Source organism: Burkholderia sp. Ac-20392, assembly GCF_017104585.1.
Taxonomy (GTDB): Bacteria; Pseudomonadota; Gammaproteobacteria; order Burkholderiales; family Burkholderiaceae; genus Burkholderia; species Burkholderia lata.
In genome coordinates, this window is sequence record NZ_JAAGPB010000206.1 from 1 (window position 1) to 14,257 (window position 14,257).

Below are 14,257 nucleotides of genomic sequence, written 5' to 3' on the forward strand. Positions count from 1 at the left end.
TCGGCCGGCAGCGACGCCACCGCCACCGCACCGGCCACCACGGCCATCCCCGCCCATTTCTTCAGCATCTGTCTGCCCTCTCCGCGTTGCGAGATATCGATGGGCGAATCTAGCACTTTTTCGGAAAGCCCATCGTAATGAAGGGTTAAATCGGGCAGTGTCCTGGCCGGTGCACGAGTTTCAGCGGACTGTGTCTTTTTCCGCCAACGGCCGCGGCCGATAATGGACACGCCATGCCTCCCGGCACGACGACACTCGCCGCAAGGATCGCCGCACACCGCACCCGCGCAAGGAGGGTCACCTGCATGACGACGCCATTCAACCTGGGCGACCACGTCCGGTGGAATTCCGAAGCCGGCTACGTGACCGGCACGATCATCGCGGTCCACACCGCGGACTTCGACTACAAGGGCCACCGCCATCGCGCGTCGCCCGACGATCCGCAGTACGAGATCAAGAGCGACCGCACCGACCACATCGCCGCGCATCGCGGCCGCGTGCTCGAGCGCATCGTCGGCAAGGACGACGCATGACGCTCCCGTTCTACACGATCGGCCACTCGAACCGCACGCTCGACGAATTCGTCGGGATGCTCGACGCAGTCGATATCGTACTGCTCGCGGATATCCGCAAGATGACGCGCTCGCGCACCAACCCCCAGTTCAACGAAGCGACGCTGCCGGGCGCGCTGGCCGCCGCCGACATCGCGTACGAACACATCGCCGCACTCGGCGGGCTGCGCGGCAGGTCGCGCGGCGTGCCCGACGACGTCAACGACTTCTGGACCAACCAGAGCTTTCACCGCTATGCCGATTACGCGCTGTCACCCGAGTTTCGCGACGGTCTCGACCGGTTGATCGCACAGGGGCACGAGCAGCGCTGCGCGATCATGTGTTCGGAAGCGGTGTGGTGGCGCTGCCACCGGCGCATCGTGTCCGACTACCTGATCGCGCGCGGCGAAACGGTGCTTCACATCATGGGCCGCCACCGCGTGGAACCCGCGCACCTGACGGCCGGCGCGGTAATCCGGCCCGACGGCACGATCGTCTATCCGGACACCGGGGAGGCTGAGGACGACGCCACGGCGCCGGGGGCAACCGCGCCCCCGAACGCATAGCGCGGCGCCCCGTTCGACTGCACGGCCGGCAGCGCGTCGCGAACATCGTCAGTTCCGCCCCGCCGCGGGCGCGCCAGTCGCCTGCATCAGGCTCGTGCGCACCGCCGGCATCCCCGACATCACCGCGCCGCCGGCCGGAATCGTCCCGGACGGCGAAGCGCCGATCGGCGGCGCCAGCGCCACGCCACCCAGCGAATTACCGTACGCGACGATATCGGCGGCCGGGCAGTTGTTCGTCTGCAGCCACACCGGCATGCCGGCGATCGACGCGAGCGCCGTGTCGACCACCGCGAAATAGCAGACGTTCCCCAACGCCCGGAAGCCGGCATAGCCCGAGCCCGATACGCGGTTGCCCTTCACGACGACGTACGACACCGTCCCCGACCAGGTATCGAGCTCGATCGCAGCCTGCTGGGTCGGCTGCAGGCCGTTGTTCGCGTTCGTGCCGTCCTGGATCGCGCCGACGACGTTGTTCTCGATCAGCACGTCCGACACGCCGTAGGTCTTCCAGCTATCCTCCTGCGCGACCAGGATGCCGGCCGCCTTCTGCACACCGTTGACGGAGTTGTTCGAAATCGTCACGGTCCGCCCGCCGACCACGGAGATGCCGCGCCCCCAGTAGTTGCCCGACACCGTATTCCCGTCGATCAGCACGTTGGCGCTGAGGCTGCCGTCGGCCTGATAGCTGACGACGGCGATCAGGTCGTCGCCGGTGTCCTTCACCGTGTTGCCGCGCACCAGCACGTTGGTCGAGCCGTGGGTGGTATGGATGCCGTCGGCCAGCGTCGCCTGCACGGTGTTGCCCACGATCGCCACGTTGCTGCCGCCGTATATGAAGATCCCGGCGCTGGCGCCACCCTGGATCGTCACGCCGAGCACCTGGACGCCGGTGCCCGTCACCTCGACCTTCGTCGATGCGGGCGTCGTCAGCCGCGTCGTGCCCGTGCCGACCAGCGTGACGCCGACGAGCGTCGACCCGCTGCCGCTCATCACGATGGTCTGATCGGCCGGGTTGGTCGCGACCAGCGTTGCGCCATATCCCGAGATCACGACGTTCGCCTTGGACACCGTCAGCGACCGGCCGACGGCGTAGCGTCCCGGCGCGAGCACGAGGCGCTGGCCCGGCTGCAATGCATCGAACGCGGCCTGCAACGCGTCGGCCTGGTCGCCGCCGTTCGCCGTCGGCTGGACGGTCACGGTCGGAAGCGCCGGCGCGCTGCGCGACGGGTACGCGTGTCGCGTGCCGCCCGGCGTGTAGGCGGCCGCCGGCGATGCGGCGAAACATGCGGTGCAGATCAGGCAGACGGCCGTACCCGAGCCGATCTCGCGAAACGACTTTCTCATGGTTGTTCTCTCACGCCCGTTCGCCCGCGACGACCGGCCAACGGCTGACGGTCGCGAGGCGTTCGAGCAACGGCGATGGTTCGGCGCGTGGCACACGCGGCGTACCATCCCGACTGCGACATTCATTTGCTCCGCCGATACGGCGGAGCAACGGCAACGAAGCGCCGTCGCGTGGCCGCGATCGACACCCGGTCGCCTGTTCGCCCGCCGGCGCCCATGCGTGTCCCCCGAGGAAAGGCGGTCCGATTCCGACGCGCCGGCACCGCGTGGCCGGAATCGAACCCGTCAACAGGAACTGCGTTCCCGAGCGCACCGGACGCCGGCTGACCCCCAACCCTGCCGGTTCTTTCCCGCCGCTCATCAACCAGTCTATTTCGCGCGCATCGTTCGACAATCCGACATTGGCCGCGCGACGTCGTAAGACCGCCCGTCCGGTTGCCCGGGCCGTCATCGACCTTGGTCGCGGGCGGTCCGGCACCATCGCCTGCGCCGGCCGGGAAGGCCCGCAACGACACCGCAATCGCACCAGTTCACGCCGCCGCCCGTCCTGCATTACCATCGGGCGTTCGCCGCGCCTGCCCGCCTCCGGCAGGCAAACCCGTCACCTTCCGCTCCCGCTCCGATGCTCGCTCTCGTCATCCTCGCCGGCCTCTGGGCCGGACTGCAGAACACCCTCGCCGGCGGCGGCTCGTTCGTCACGCTGCCCGCGCTGATCGTGTCGGGCATGTCGCCGCTCGCGGCGAACATCACGTCGACGGTCGCGCTGTTTCCCGCGCAGGTCACGACCGGCTGGGCGAGCCGCAACATGGTGCGCGGCGTCGGCAAGCTGTCGTTTCGCGCGATGTTCTTCATCAGCGTGGTCGGCGGTGCGCTCGGCGGGCTGCTGTTGCTGAAAACCCCTTCGTCGATCTTCTCGCGCCTCGTGCCGTGGCTCGTGCTGTTCGCGACGATCGTGTTCGCGTGGGGCAGCTTTTTCCGCAAGCCGAGTGAAGGCACGGCCCACCTCGGCACCGTCCCCGCCGCGCTCTCGCAGTTCATGATCGCGATCTACGGCGGCTACTTCGGCGGCGGGCTCGGCTTCCTGATGATGGCCGTGCTGACGATGGCCGGCCTGTCGCCGCGCCACGCGATGTCGACGAAGAACGCGCTCGCGGGCGTGATGAACGCCTCGGCCGTCGTGCTGTTCCTGACGTCGCCGCACCTGCACTGGGACAAGGCGCTCGCGCTCGGCGGCGGCGCGATCGTCGGCGGGCTGCTCGGCACCTGGGCGCTGCATCGCGTGAACGAACGCGTGCTGCGGATCGGGATCGTCTGCATCGGCGCGGTGCTGACCGTCGGGTTGTTCGTCAAGCCGATCTGACGCGAACGCGTCGCGCGCACCGCACCGACTGCCATTCCGGGGCCATGACGGCACGGACATAGACGCGATATCCGATCCGTTATGAAGTCCGCCGCGCAAGGCCCGCTCGCGCGGCTCCGGATATCCGCTCGATTGACGGTCGAAATATCGCTACGTATACATCGGGGCACGATATCCCCACCGGCAGCCCGCATGTCCCGATACGTCATCGACGCGCATCTTCTGAAGATCCTCCACACGCTCATCACCGAATCGAGCGTCTCGCGAACCGCCGTGTTGCTCGGCCAATCGCAACCGACCATCAGCGTCGCGTTGCGCCGGCTGCGCGCGATCACCGGCGATCCGCTGCTGGTGCGAAGCGGCAGCCGGATGGTGCCGACCAGTCACGCGATGACGCTCGTCGAGCCGCTCGACCAGGCGCTCGCCGGCATCGCCGCCGTGCTGAATCCGGCCAGCACGTTCAATCCCGCCACGACGCACCGCACCTTCCGGATCGGCTCCCCCGACTATCTCGACGTGTTCTTCCTGCCCGCGATCGTCGACGCGTTCAAGCAGGAGGCGCCGGGCGCGCGCATCGAATTCCAGCACCTGATGACCGTGGACGGCGGGTACGAACATGCACTCGAAAGCGGCTCGCTCGACCTGGCGGTCGGCAACTGGAGCACGCCACCTCAGCAGCTGCATCTGCAGCCGCTATGCCGCGACGATCTCGTGTGCGTGATGCGGGACGATCATCGGATCCGGCGCGGCCAGCTCACCGCGGACGTCTACCGCGAAGCCGACCATCTCGGCGTGACGACCCATCACGCAACCGGCCTCGGCACCATCGATCGGGAACTCGCGCGCGGCGGCCTGTCGAGAAACGTCACGACGACGATGCCCTATTTCGGCATGGCGCCTTACGTACTGATGCGCTCGAACCTGTTGTTCACGACGACGCGCACGCTCGCAACGCACTTCTGCAGCCTGCTGCCGCTGCGCATCGAACCGATTCCGTGCGAGCCGCAGGCGTTGACCTACTACCAGCTCTGGCACGACCGCACGCATCGCAGCGCGGCCGCCGTCTGGCTGCGGCGCCTCGTGTCCGGCGTCGCGAAGAAACTGGTGCCGGAAATCGCGCGCCGTCCGCATTGAAAAGCAAAAAAGCCGCGAGCCGAGGCTCGCGGCAATGAACGGACGGCCCCGCATGCTGCGTGCGGGCCACGTCCGCGACAGGGGTCGGTCAGCGAAGAAGCTGCCTGTCGATGGCGCATCTGGAAAGGCGCCATGTCGGGATCGACGCGGGCCGCAGGCTAGGTCGTGGCGTCAGCGGCCATCGTCTTCAGCAGCGCGGCTTTTTCCGCCGTTGCCGCATCGAGCAGTGCGAAACCCGTGATGCGCCCGGAGTCGGGATCCGCGCAAAGCGCGCGCGTCGCACGCGGCGCGTCACCCACGCCGACCTCCGTGGTCCAGCGGCCACCGCCGTCCGCCGTGACGACCACGGCGGGGATCGCCGGCGTCTTGACTACGATCGGCATCACCGGAAACGCCACGCGGGTTGGCGTGCCACGCAAGCCCTGCGCGAGTGCGCGCGCCGCGTGCATGATCGGCAGCACATACGGCCGGACCCGCCCTTCTATCGCCGCGCAGTCGCCGAGCGCGAAGATGTCCGGTGCGCTTGTGCGGCACCCTGCGTCGGTCACGATGCCGTCCGCGACGTCGAGCCCCGCGTCCCGCGCCAGTGTCACTCTCGGCACGAGCCCGATCGCCGATATCACGAGGTCGGCCTCGAGGTGCCCGCCGTCCGTCAGCGCAAGCCGGTACCCGCGTGCGAGACGCGCGATCGAACGCACGCCCGTACCGAGCCGCAGGTGCACGCCCGCGTCGCTCAGCGCATGGCCGAACACGCGGCCGGCCTCCGCCGGCAGCAGTCGCGACAGCGGCGCGTCGGCGGGTCGATCACGGTCACGGTCAGCCCCGCCGCGACCAGGTCGTTCGCGAACTCGCAACCGATCAGCCCCGCGCCGAGCATCGCGACCGAGCGGCAGTCGCGCAGCCCGCCGCGAAACCGCGCGTAGTCGGCCAGGTCGTTGATCGACAGCACGTCGGCCGCGCCGTCGCCTTCGCAGGGCACGCGCCGCGCATCGGCACCGGTCGCCAGGACGAGCGCGCGATAACGCTGCGTACTCCCGTCGTCGAGCACGATCTCGTGTTCGTCGGCGCAAATCCGCCGCACCGCGCAGTGCGTCCGGATGGTTGCGTGCAGCTGCTCCGCCATCGTCCGCGCATCGGACATCGCGAGCTGCTCGGGCGTCTTGCGTTGCGCGAGCGCGTTCGACAGCGCCGGCTTCGAATAGAAGCTGCCGTCGTCGCGGCTGATCATCACGAGCGGCGTGTCGCCGTCGAGCTTGCGCCATTCGCGTGCAACCGTATAACCCGCGAGGCCCGTGCCGACGATGACGACCGGATCGCCGCGGCTGTCTGACGTTTCGTTCGTGCTCATGCCGCCACCACCTGCATGTCGAAATCGTGCTTGCCGGTCGCGCAGTCCGGACACATCCAGTCGTCCGGCACGTCTTCCCAGCGCGTGCCGGCCGCGATCCCGTGCTGCGGCAGGCCTTCGGCCTCGTCATATCGAAACCCGCAGATCACGCATTCCCAGATCTTCATCATGGCTCCCGTGCGCCGCTCAGCGCGCATAAGACTGGCCGAGCCCGATCTCGCCGAGCGCGCGCCGGTATGCACCGGACGAGCGATCGGCCAGGATCGGCGCTTCATGCGAACGGTCGATCGGCAAATCCTCCGGGCACTGCTGCTCGACGATCTCGCGATCTTCCTCGAATACCTGGCGATTGAATTCATACACGTCGTCGAGCGGCAGGTCGTGATCGAAGTTGCGCGCGATCGGCACGAACAGGCGCGTCAGGCGGGCGGAAACCGGGCTGGCCGCGTTCAGGATCGCGAGCCGGCCGCCCTCCGGAAAATGCACGGTGAGGCGCGCGAAGAACGGCACGTCGACTTCGAACACGCGCCGCCACGGAAAACCCTCGGGTGCGCGATGCTGCATCGACTTGGGAAAGTTGCTGACCGTGCTCACGTATTCCGCATGCAGGCCGTTCTCGCGCCGCTCCACCGAGTACTGCGGCACGACCGGATTGCGGCGGTCGGCAAAGCTCTCGTGATGAATCCATGCGAAGTGCGCGACGTCGATGAAGCCCTCGGTCTGCCGGCCGGCCGACGCGCGGATGTCGATCGACGGCGGCAGGATCTGCTGGAAGCCTTCCGCGTTCCACGCGGGGAAATCCGGCAGCGGCAGCTCGCCGCCGCCCAGCGACACCCACACGAGCCCGTAGGCCTGCTGCGCCGCATAGGTCGTCAGGCACAGGCGCTCCGGAATCGGGCCGTCGGGCTGCGACGGAATGCGCACGCACTTGCCGTCCGCCGCATATTCGAGGCCGTGATACGGGCACACGAGCCGATCCTCGACCACCCAGCCGCGGCTCAGCGGCGCGCCGCGGTGCGGACATACGTCGCGTGCCGCGACGATGGCGCCGCCGGACCGGAACAGCACGATGCGTTCGTCGAGCAGCGTCACGGCAAGCGGACGGTCGCCCACCTCGGTCGCGAACGCGACCGGATGCCAGTAGCGGCTCAGGATGTCCCAATCGCGCACGTCGAACGTGCAATGGCGGGGCGGAACCGGTGCGCGTGACCGAGTCAACGGCACGACCTGGGTATGCGTCATTCGTGTCTCCATGGAAGCGTTGTCGTCGTCGCGGCGACCGTCGAACCCGAGACGTTGCCGCGTGGAAACAACGATATCGGGAGACCGGCGCCGCTCCCATCGCCGCGCTTTCATGTAGTTCATGTCGACGCGGGCATGGACGAGCCGGCAATTGATGAGCAAACCGCAAGACGTCTTTCGCATATCTCGTTTGCCGTGACGGCGGTGTCCGCCCACAATCCGGGGTTGTCGTCGTCATCGCCCTCTCGCGGGCACCGACCGGCACTTCGCGGCCGCCATTCCGATTCACCGCCGGCGGCCCGGCACATCGCGTCACACACGCTCCCTCGACATCGGCGCCCCTTGCGGCGGCAGAACGCTTGCCGCCGCGCTGCCCGATGCGTTCCCGGCCAACGGGCCAACAATAACTAGAGGTAGGAGATGCAGGACAACTCGTTGAGGCAAAGCCTCAAGCAACGGCACATCACGATGATCGCGCTTGGCGGCGTGATCGGCGCGGGCCTGTTCGTCGGCTCCGGCGCCATCATCGCGACCGCCGGCCCCGCGGCGATCCTGTCGTACCTGATCGGCGGCGTGATCGTCACGCTGGTCATGTTCATGCTCGGCGAAATGGCCTCCCGCAATCCCGACAGCGGATCGTTCTCCACCTACGCGAGCAGCTATCTCGGCGAATGGGCCGGCTTCGCGGTCGGCTGGCTGTACTGGTTCAAGTCGATGATGACGATCACCGTCGAGGCGATCCTGCTCGGCGCGATCCTCCACGATTTCCTGCCGTGGCTGCCCGTGTGGGGCGGCGCGCTGTTCATGCTCGTCACGCTGATCGCGAGCAACGCGTACTCGGTGCGCTCGTTTGGTGAAGCCGAATACTGGCTGTCGTTCGCGAAGGTGACGACGATCATCATCTTCATGGCGCTCGGCGCATCGATCCTGCTCGGCTTCCAGCCGCGCATTCCCGCGCCGGGGCTCATCAACCTGACGGATCACGGCGGCTTCATGCCGAACGGCATTTCGCCCGTGCTCGCCGGCGTGATGGTCGTGATCTTCTCGCTCGGCGGCAGCGAAATCGCCGCCGTTGCGGCCGGTGAATCCGAGAACCCGAGCAAGAACGTGATCCGCGCGATCAAGAGCGTGATCGTGCGCGTGATGGTGTTCTACGTCGGCTCGGTGTCGATCCTGATCCTGTGCATGCCGTGGACCGACAAGGCCAACCTGAAATCGCCGTACGTGTCGCTGTTCAACATGGCGGGCTTCACGAGCGCGGCCGTCGCGATGAAGCTCGTGCTGTTCGTGTCGTTCATGTCGGTGATGAACTCGTTCCTGTTCTCGAACTCGCGCATGCTGTTCTCGCTCAGCCAGCGCGGCCACGCGCCCGCGATGTTCGGCCGGACCAACGCGAAAGGCGTGCCGATGAACGCGCTCGTGCTGTGCCTGGCGATCTGCGTATCGATCCTCGGCATTCACTTCGTGAGCGGCGGCGACCTGTTCCTGATGCTCGCGAAGAGCAGCGGCGCGTTCGTGATGATCGTGTGGATCTTCATCATCGTCGCGCACTTCGCGATGCGCCGGCAGGAGAAGCACGCACCGCGCGATCCGCAGGCGTTCCGCGCGTGGTTTTATCCGGTGTCGAACTGGATCGCACTGCTGGCGCTGGTCGCCGTGCTCGGCTCGCAGGCGTTCAACCCGGATTCGCGCTTCCAGTTCTGGTTCACGGTATTGACGGCGCTCGCGATCGTCGCGGCGTATTTCGTGCGCCGCAAGCCGGCGCAACTCGGCGATACGGCCGGCGCGAAGGCGCGCTAACCGTTGCCCCGGGCGGGCGAGCGGCGCGCCGGTCGGCCGCCGCTCGGTCGCTCAACTTCTCAGGCGCCCAACTTCCCGGCTGCTCAGCCGAACGGCCGCACGCCGATCAGCCAGCCGTGCAGGAACAGCGCGAAGACGGCCCACACGACGAGCCCGGCCACGATCGCCACGACGTCGCCCGACAGCCTGCCCGCCGGATATCGCACGCCATCGCGGCGGTCACGCGCACGCCACACGACGAAATCGACGAGCGCCCACACGAAGAACGCGCCGAACAGCACGACTGCGTGCAGCGTGCCGTTCGCGAGCAGGTGCGCGATGGCCCACACCGCCACGCCGGCCACCATCGGATGGCCGACGAGCGTCTTGATGCGGTTGCCGGGCACGTAGGACGCGGCGATCAGCACGAATGCGATGGCGGTCAACATGCCGGTGAGGTGGCGCACACCGACGGGCGACACCCACAGCAGCGTCGCGCCCTGGCGCGCGATGCCGTAACCCCAGATGATCAGCACGAAGCCGACGATCGACGCGATCGCATAGGGGCCCTTCCAGCCTTTCTCGCCGATCCGCTCGATCATCGCTGACCGCCAGCCGTCCGCGACGATCCGGATCGAGTGCACGCCAAGGAAGATCGCTAAACCGAGAATCAGGACGAGCATCGGCTGTCTCCGTCTGGAATGATGAGTGGGGAAGCATCCCGCGCGACGTACGATGCGCCGTTCGCGGGGCCGGCGGCGAGGCCGGCTCGGGTCGCGCCAGGCACGGGTGCAACCCGCGCCGATCATAAACGCCGAGGCCGCAGTTGTGAAGCATGGGGGATGTGCGGTGCGGCACGAGCTTGACGGATTCGTGACTGTGCGCCCCGGTCGCCCTTGCGCTGGCCGGCACACGTCGAGTGCATCGCCGGGCGACGGCCGGGCCGACAAAACGGAAAAATCGCGCGGCTTTCGCTTCGCGCGACCCGCACTATGTTTGCTTGCGCTTCGTCGGGGATTTCGTTGCCGGTTTCGACGTCGGCTTGGCTTCCCGCACAGGCACTGGCTTCGGCGACGCCTTTGACGCCGGTTTGGTGACTCGTTTCGATACCTGCTTGGCTTCCTGCGCGGGCACAGGCTTTGGCGACGTTTTCGACACCGGCTTGGCGACTCGCTTCGATGCCGGCTTCGCTTCCTGTACCGGCACTGGCTTCGGCGACGCTTTCAATTCCGGCTTGGCGGCCCGCTTCGATCCCAGCTTGGCGTCCTGCGCGGATGCAGGCTTCGGCGACACTTTCGACGCCGGTTTGGCGGCCCGCTTCGATGCCGGCTTCGCTTCCTCCGCCGGTGCAGGCTTCGGCGACGCTTTCAATACCGGCTTGGCGGCCCGCTTCGATCCCAGCCTGGCCTCCTGCGCGGGCGCAGGCTTCGGCGACACTTTCGACACCGGCTTGGCGGCCCGCTTCGATGCCGGCTTCGCTTCCTCCGCCGGTGCAGGCTTCGGCGACGCTTTCAATACCGGCTTGGCGGCCCGCTTCGATCCCAGCCTGGCCTCCTGCGCGGGCGCAGGCTTCGGCGACACTTTCGACACCGGCTTGGCGGCCCGATTCGACTCCAGCCTGGCCTCCTGCGCGGGTGCAGGCTTCGACGACACTTTCAACGCCGGTTTGGCGGCCCGCTTCGACGCCTGCTTCGCTTCCTGTACCGGCCTCGCTTTCGATGCCGCCCTCGCCTTCCGCTTCGGCGGCCCCGCCAGCAACGCCGCGCGATACGCGCTGCGGCACCAGTCGAACAGCGCGCCTGCGTCTTCGAGCACGTCGGCCGGCGCTTCGTAATAGCCGTCGAGCGAAACCGTCCGCGTGGGCCGCTCGTACGAGAACGGCCCCATCCCCGCTGCGACGAACGCCGGACGGTTCACGTCATCCACACGCAGGAACAGCGACCCGCGCGACATGAAGCCGAACATCACGCCGTCGAGCCGCATCGCCGCACCGCTGAAGAACCGCACGACCGTCACGTTGCCGAGCGGCGCGAGCTGATACGCGATCTCCTCGCCGTGCGCCTTTTCCGATTGCCAACTCATGCGGATGCCGTACAGCGCTGCGTCCACCCGTCGAGCTCGGCGTCGTCGAAGCCGACCGCCGCCGCGCTCTCGCGAATCTGCCGCCACGTCGCGCGATCGACCGGAATGCCGCCGGCGCCGCGCGCCGCGCGGCTCGCCTCTTCCGGCTCGCCCGGCACCTGCACCGGTGCGTCGCCGGCCTGCGGCGACGCCTTCGCCCATGCGACGAACGCATCGGCTTCGCGCTCGGCGTCGGCCGCCTCGAACGCATTCGGATCGATCAGCACCGACAGCATCCCGTTGACGATCGCGCTCGTCTTCTGCAGTGTGTCGCCGTAGGTCGTATGCCCGCCGACGAGCGCGCCGCCGAAAATCTCGCACATCGCCGCCAGCGCGTACCCCTTGTGCAGCCCGAACGGCAGCAGCGCACCGAACGGCTGCTCGTGCATCACGGCCGGATCGTCGGTCGGCTGGCCGCGATGGTCGATCAGCGAGCCGGCCGGCACGCGCTTGCCCTGGTTGTACGCGACGCGCGTCTTGCCGTACGCGATCGCGCTCGTCGCGAAATCGAGCAGCAGCGGCGGCCTGCCCGCACGCGGATACGCGGCGCAGAACGGGTTCGTGCCGAAGCGCGGATCGGTGCCGTGCAGCGGCGCGACCAGCAGGTCGCCCGGCACGTTGACGAAATGGAACGACACGAGCCCCGAGCGCGCGCATTGCTCGGCCCAGTGCCCGATGCGGCCGAGGTGATGCACGTCGCGCAGCCCGATCGCGCAGATGCCCATGCGACGCGCGCGGTCGATCCCTTCGACCATCGCCTCGAACGCGATCACCTGGCCGAAGCCGCGCCCGCCGTCGATCGTCAGCACCGCGCCGCCGTCGCGGACGATCGACGCGTGCCCGTTCAACTGCAACTGCCCTTCCCGCCACGACGCGACGTAGTTCGGGATCATCCCGATCCCGTGCGAATCGTGGCCCGCGAGATTCGCGCCGACCAGGTGATCGGCGACGAGCGTTGCCTCGCGCTCGCTGCTGCCGGCTCGCTCCCAGAGTGCCGCGACGAATGCATGCAGCGGTTCGGCGCGCATGCGCAGCGGTTCGGTATCGGGCGTCGGCAGTGCGGTCATCGGCAAGGTTCCGTCACATCGGGTTGGACAGTTGTCACGCCAAGCGCCGAGCGCTTGGCGCCAGGCGATCAGCGCGCGGTCGCGATCACGTCCGCGACCGCCGCCGTCAGCTTCTTCGCGTACGGCACGTGCAGGAATTCGTTCGGGCCGTGCGCGTTCGACTTCGGCCCGAGCACGCCGCACACCATGAACTGTGCAGACGGGAAACCTTCCTGCAGCACGTTCATCAGCGGGATCGTGCCGCCGAGGCCCATGTACGCGCAGTCGGCGCCGAAGTGGCGACGCGACGCGGCATCGAGCGACGACGCAAGCCACGGCGCGAGATCCGGTGCGCTCCAGCCGGTCGCGGCACCCGCGTCCGGCTTGAACGTGACCTTCGCGTTGTACGGCGGATCGAGTTCGAGCAGTGCCTTCAGCTGCTGCACGGCCTGCGCGGCGTCGACGAGCGGCGGCAGGCGCAGCGACAGCTTGAACGCGGTGCGCGGACGCAGCACGTTGCCCGCATCGGCGAGCGCCGGCAGGCCGGCCGCGCCGGTGACCGACAGCGACGGACGCCACGTCGAATTCAGCAGCGCCTCGCGCGGATCGGTCGTGGTCGGCAGCACCGGCTTGCCGTCCGCGCCGCAGGCCCACGGCAGCCCCTTCCATACGGCGTCGCCCAGAATCGAAGCGGCCGCTTCGGCTTCGCGCACGCGGCTGTCGGGAATCTCGCAATGGAACTCGCCCGGCAGCAGGTTGCCGTTCTTCGCATCTTCGAGGCGTTCGAACAGCTGGCGCATCACGCGGAAGCTCGACGGCGCGATGCCGCCGAAGACGCCCGAGTGCACGCCTTCCTCGAGCACCTCGACCTGCAGGTCGCCGGACACGAGCCCGCGCAGCGACGTGGTGAGCCACATCTGGTCGTAGTTGCCGGCGCCCGAATCGAGGCACACGACGAGCGACACCTGGCCGAGCCGGTCACGCAGCGCGTCGACGTACGGCAGCAGGTCGTAGCTGCCCGATTCCTCGCAGGTCTCGATCAGGCCGACGCAGCGCGGCCGCTCGATGCCCTGCTCGTCGAGCGCGCCGAGCGCCGCGAGGCTCGCGTAGATCGCATAGCCGTCGTCCGCGCCGCCGCGGCCGTACAGCTTGCCGTTCTCGTACTTCGGCGTCCACGGGCCGAGGTCCGCGCGCCAGCCGTCGAATTCGGGCTGCTTGTCGAGGTGGCCGTACAGCAGGATCGTGTCGGTGCTGCCCGAGCGGGTGGCGGGCGATTCGAAGAAGATCACCGGCGTGCGGCCCGGCAGGCGCACGATCTCGAGCTTCAGGCCCTTCACGGGCTGCCGCTCGGCCCACTGCGCGGCATCGGTGACGACGCGCTCGAGATAGCCGCGCTTCGCCCAGTCGGGGTCGAATGCGGGGCTCTTGGCGGGGATCGCGATGTAGTCGGTCAGGGCGTGGAGGATTTCATCGTTCCACTTGCGCTCGATGAAGGTAACGAGCTTGTCATGGTCGAGGACGGGGGTAGTGTCGACGGAGGTCATGGTGGGGGTGCCTGGATCGGGCTGACGAAAACCCAGATGATACGCCGATGCTCCCGCGCCGGCGCCCCCTTCCCGGTGGTTCAGACCGCCTGCGGGAACGCGTCGCGCAGCCCCGCCGCGCACGCCAGTGCGTCGCGCCACAGGCGTTGCGTCAGTTCGCCCGCATCCTCTTCGCGCGCAAGCGCCGCGGCCTCGCCCGACCACAGCAGCGAGAAGTCGTCG

The 14,257-nt window shown here is 68.1% G+C and carries 14 protein-coding genes and 2 pseudogenes; 5 read left to right on the top strand and 11 right to left on the bottom strand.

The window, feature by feature from the left end; genetic code table 11:
• Nucleotides 1-230 (bottom strand): annotated as a pseudogene (locus G3N99_RS21640) (hypothetical protein); the annotation flags it as partial.
• Between the two features lie 75 nt (nt 231-305).
• Between G3N99_RS21640 and G3N99_RS21645 the strand changes: the two are divergent.
• Nucleotides 306-533, top strand: a complete 228-nt coding sequence (locus G3N99_RS21645) for a DUF2945 domain-containing protein (RefSeq protein ID WP_174936916.1) — start codon at nt 306-308, stop codon at nt 531-533.
• Nucleotides 530-1,117 (top strand): DUF488 domain-containing protein, encoded by a 588-nt coding sequence (locus G3N99_RS21650; RefSeq protein WP_206123430.1) that lies wholly within the window; start codon nt 530-532, stop codon nt 1,115-1,117. Before G3N99_RS21645 ends, G3N99_RS21650 begins: the two co-directional genes overlap by 4 nt.
• A gap of 48 nt (nt 1,118-1,165) precedes the next feature.
• Here G3N99_RS21650 and G3N99_RS21655 read toward each other — a convergent pair whose 3' ends face one another.
• A complete protein-coding gene (locus G3N99_RS21655) occupies nt 1,166-2,461 on the bottom strand; it encodes a right-handed parallel beta-helix repeat-containing protein (RefSeq protein ID WP_241011780.1) in 1,296 nt (431 codons plus the stop codon).
• A gap of 622 nt (nt 2,462-3,083) precedes the next feature.
• Here G3N99_RS21655 and G3N99_RS21660 point away from each other — a divergent pair.
• Nucleotides 3,084-3,821 (top strand): sulfite exporter TauE/SafE family protein, encoded by a 738-nt coding sequence (locus G3N99_RS21660; protein WP_174985574.1) that lies wholly within the window; start codon nt 3,084-3,086, stop codon nt 3,819-3,821.
• Between the two features lie 192 nt (nt 3,822-4,013).
• The gene (locus G3N99_RS21665; protein WP_174936910.1) at nt 4,014-4,955 is read left to right on the top strand and encodes a LysR substrate-binding domain-containing protein; all 942 of its coding nucleotides are present in this window, start codon (nt 4,014-4,016) and stop codon (nt 4,953-4,955) included.
• 158 nt (nt 4,956-5,113) lie between these two features.
• On the opposite strand, the gene G3N99_RS42585 is transcribed toward G3N99_RS21665, so the two are convergent.
• From G3N99_RS42585 to G3N99_RS21685, 4 genes are read right to left on the bottom strand one after another with little or no spacing between them, the layout of a single operon-like run.
• On the bottom strand, nt 5,114-5,707 hold the full coding sequence (locus G3N99_RS42585) for an FAD-dependent oxidoreductase (RefSeq protein WP_206123431.1): 594 nt from the start codon (nt 5,705-5,707) through the stop codon (nt 5,114-5,116).
• Entirely contained in the window at nt 5,689-6,303 is a 615-nt protein-coding gene (locus G3N99_RS21675; RefSeq protein ID WP_206123432.1) for an FAD-dependent oxidoreductase, read from the bottom strand. Before G3N99_RS21675 ends, G3N99_RS42585 begins: the two co-directional genes overlap by 19 nt.
• Complete coding sequence (locus tag G3N99_RS21680) at nt 6,300-6,470, bottom strand: rubredoxin (protein ID WP_048250728.1); 171 nt, start codon at nt 6,468-6,470, stop codon at nt 6,300-6,302. The genes G3N99_RS21675 and G3N99_RS21680 overlap by 4 nt, the downstream gene beginning before the upstream one ends.
• A 19-nt stretch (nt 6,471-6,489) precedes the next feature.
• A complete protein-coding gene (locus tag G3N99_RS21685; protein ID WP_174985576.1) occupies nt 6,490-7,545 on the bottom strand; it encodes an aromatic ring-hydroxylating dioxygenase subunit alpha in 1,056 nt (351 codons plus the stop codon).
• Between the two features lie 420 nt (nt 7,546-7,965).
• On the opposite strand from G3N99_RS21685, the gene G3N99_RS21690 reads away from it, so the two are divergent.
• Nucleotides 7,966-9,345, top strand: coding sequence for an amino acid permease (locus G3N99_RS21690; RefSeq protein ID WP_174985577.1), 1,380 nt, complete (start codon nt 7,966-7,968; stop codon nt 9,343-9,345).
• An 83-nt stretch (nt 9,346-9,428) separates the two neighbouring features.
• On the opposite strand, the gene G3N99_RS21695 is transcribed toward G3N99_RS21690, so the two are convergent.
• The 5 genes and pseudogenes from G3N99_RS21695 to G3N99_RS42005 all read right to left on the bottom strand — a co-directional run.
• A complete protein-coding gene (locus G3N99_RS21695) occupies nt 9,429-10,007 on the bottom strand; it encodes an NnrU family protein (protein WP_174936903.1) in 579 nt (192 codons plus the stop codon).
• Nucleotides 10,008-10,314: 307 nt separating this feature from the next.
• Nucleotides 10,315-11,493, bottom strand: coding sequence for a TfoX/Sxy family protein (locus G3N99_RS42000; protein ID WP_346778495.1), 1,179 nt, complete (start codon nt 11,491-11,493; stop codon nt 10,315-10,317).
• Nucleotides 11,403-12,512, bottom strand: coding sequence for a malate/lactate/ureidoglycolate dehydrogenase (locus tag G3N99_RS21705; protein ID WP_206123433.1), 1,110 nt, complete (start codon nt 12,510-12,512; stop codon nt 11,403-11,405). Before G3N99_RS21705 ends, G3N99_RS42000 begins: the two co-directional genes overlap by 91 nt.
• Before the next feature lie 68 nt (nt 12,513-12,580).
• Nucleotides 12,581-14,035, bottom strand: a complete 1,455-nt coding sequence (locus tag G3N99_RS21710; protein ID WP_174936897.1) for a M20 family metallopeptidase — start codon at nt 14,033-14,035, stop codon at nt 12,581-12,583.
• Nucleotides 14,036-14,115: 80 nt separating this feature from the next.
• A pseudogene (locus G3N99_RS42005) lies at nt 14,116-14,257 on the bottom strand (2-nitropropane dioxygenase); the annotation flags it as partial.

What these genes read in the sequence shown, in the direction of transcription:
- G3N99_RS21645 (WP_174936916.1), top strand. Translation starts at nt 306, where the DNA reads ATGACGACGCCATTCAACCTGGGCGACCACGTCCGGTGGAATTCCGAA.
- G3N99_RS21650 (WP_206123430.1), top strand. Translation starts at nt 530, where the DNA reads ATGACGCTCCCGTTCTACACGATCGGCCACTCGAACCGCACGCTCGAC.
- G3N99_RS21655 (WP_241011780.1), bottom strand. Translation starts at nt 2,461, where the DNA reads ATGAGAAAGTCGTTTCGCGAGATCGGCTCGGGTACGGCCGTCTGCCTG.
- G3N99_RS21660 (WP_174985574.1), top strand. Translation starts at nt 3,084, where the DNA reads ATGCTCGCTCTCGTCATCCTCGCCGGCCTCTGGGCCGGACTGCAGAAC.
- G3N99_RS21665 (WP_174936910.1), top strand. Translation starts at nt 4,014, where the DNA reads ATGTCCCGATACGTCATCGACGCGCATCTTCTGAAGATCCTCCACACG.
- G3N99_RS21675 (WP_206123432.1), bottom strand. Translation starts at nt 6,303, where the DNA reads ATGAGCACGAACGAAACGTCAGACAGCCGCGGCGATCCGGTCGTCATC.
- G3N99_RS21680 (WP_048250728.1), bottom strand. Translation starts at nt 6,470, where the DNA reads ATGAAGATCTGGGAATGCGTGATCTGCGGGTTTCGATATGACGAGGCC.
- G3N99_RS21685 (WP_174985576.1), bottom strand. Translation starts at nt 7,545, where the DNA reads ATGACGCATACCCAGGTCGTGCCGTTGACTCGGTCACGCGCACCGGTT.
- G3N99_RS21690 (WP_174985577.1), top strand. Translation starts at nt 7,966, where the DNA reads ATGCAGGACAACTCGTTGAGGCAAAGCCTCAAGCAACGGCACATCACG.
- G3N99_RS21695 (WP_174936903.1), bottom strand. Translation starts at nt 10,007, where the DNA reads ATGCTCGTCCTGATTCTCGGTTTAGCGATCTTCCTTGGCGTGCACTCG.
- G3N99_RS21705 (WP_206123433.1), bottom strand. Translation starts at nt 12,512, where the DNA reads ATGACCGCACTGCCGACGCCCGATACCGAACCGCTGCGCATGCGCGCC.
- G3N99_RS21710 (WP_174936897.1), bottom strand. Translation starts at nt 14,035, where the DNA reads ATGACCTCCGTCGACACTACCCCCGTCCTCGACCATGACAAGCTCGTT.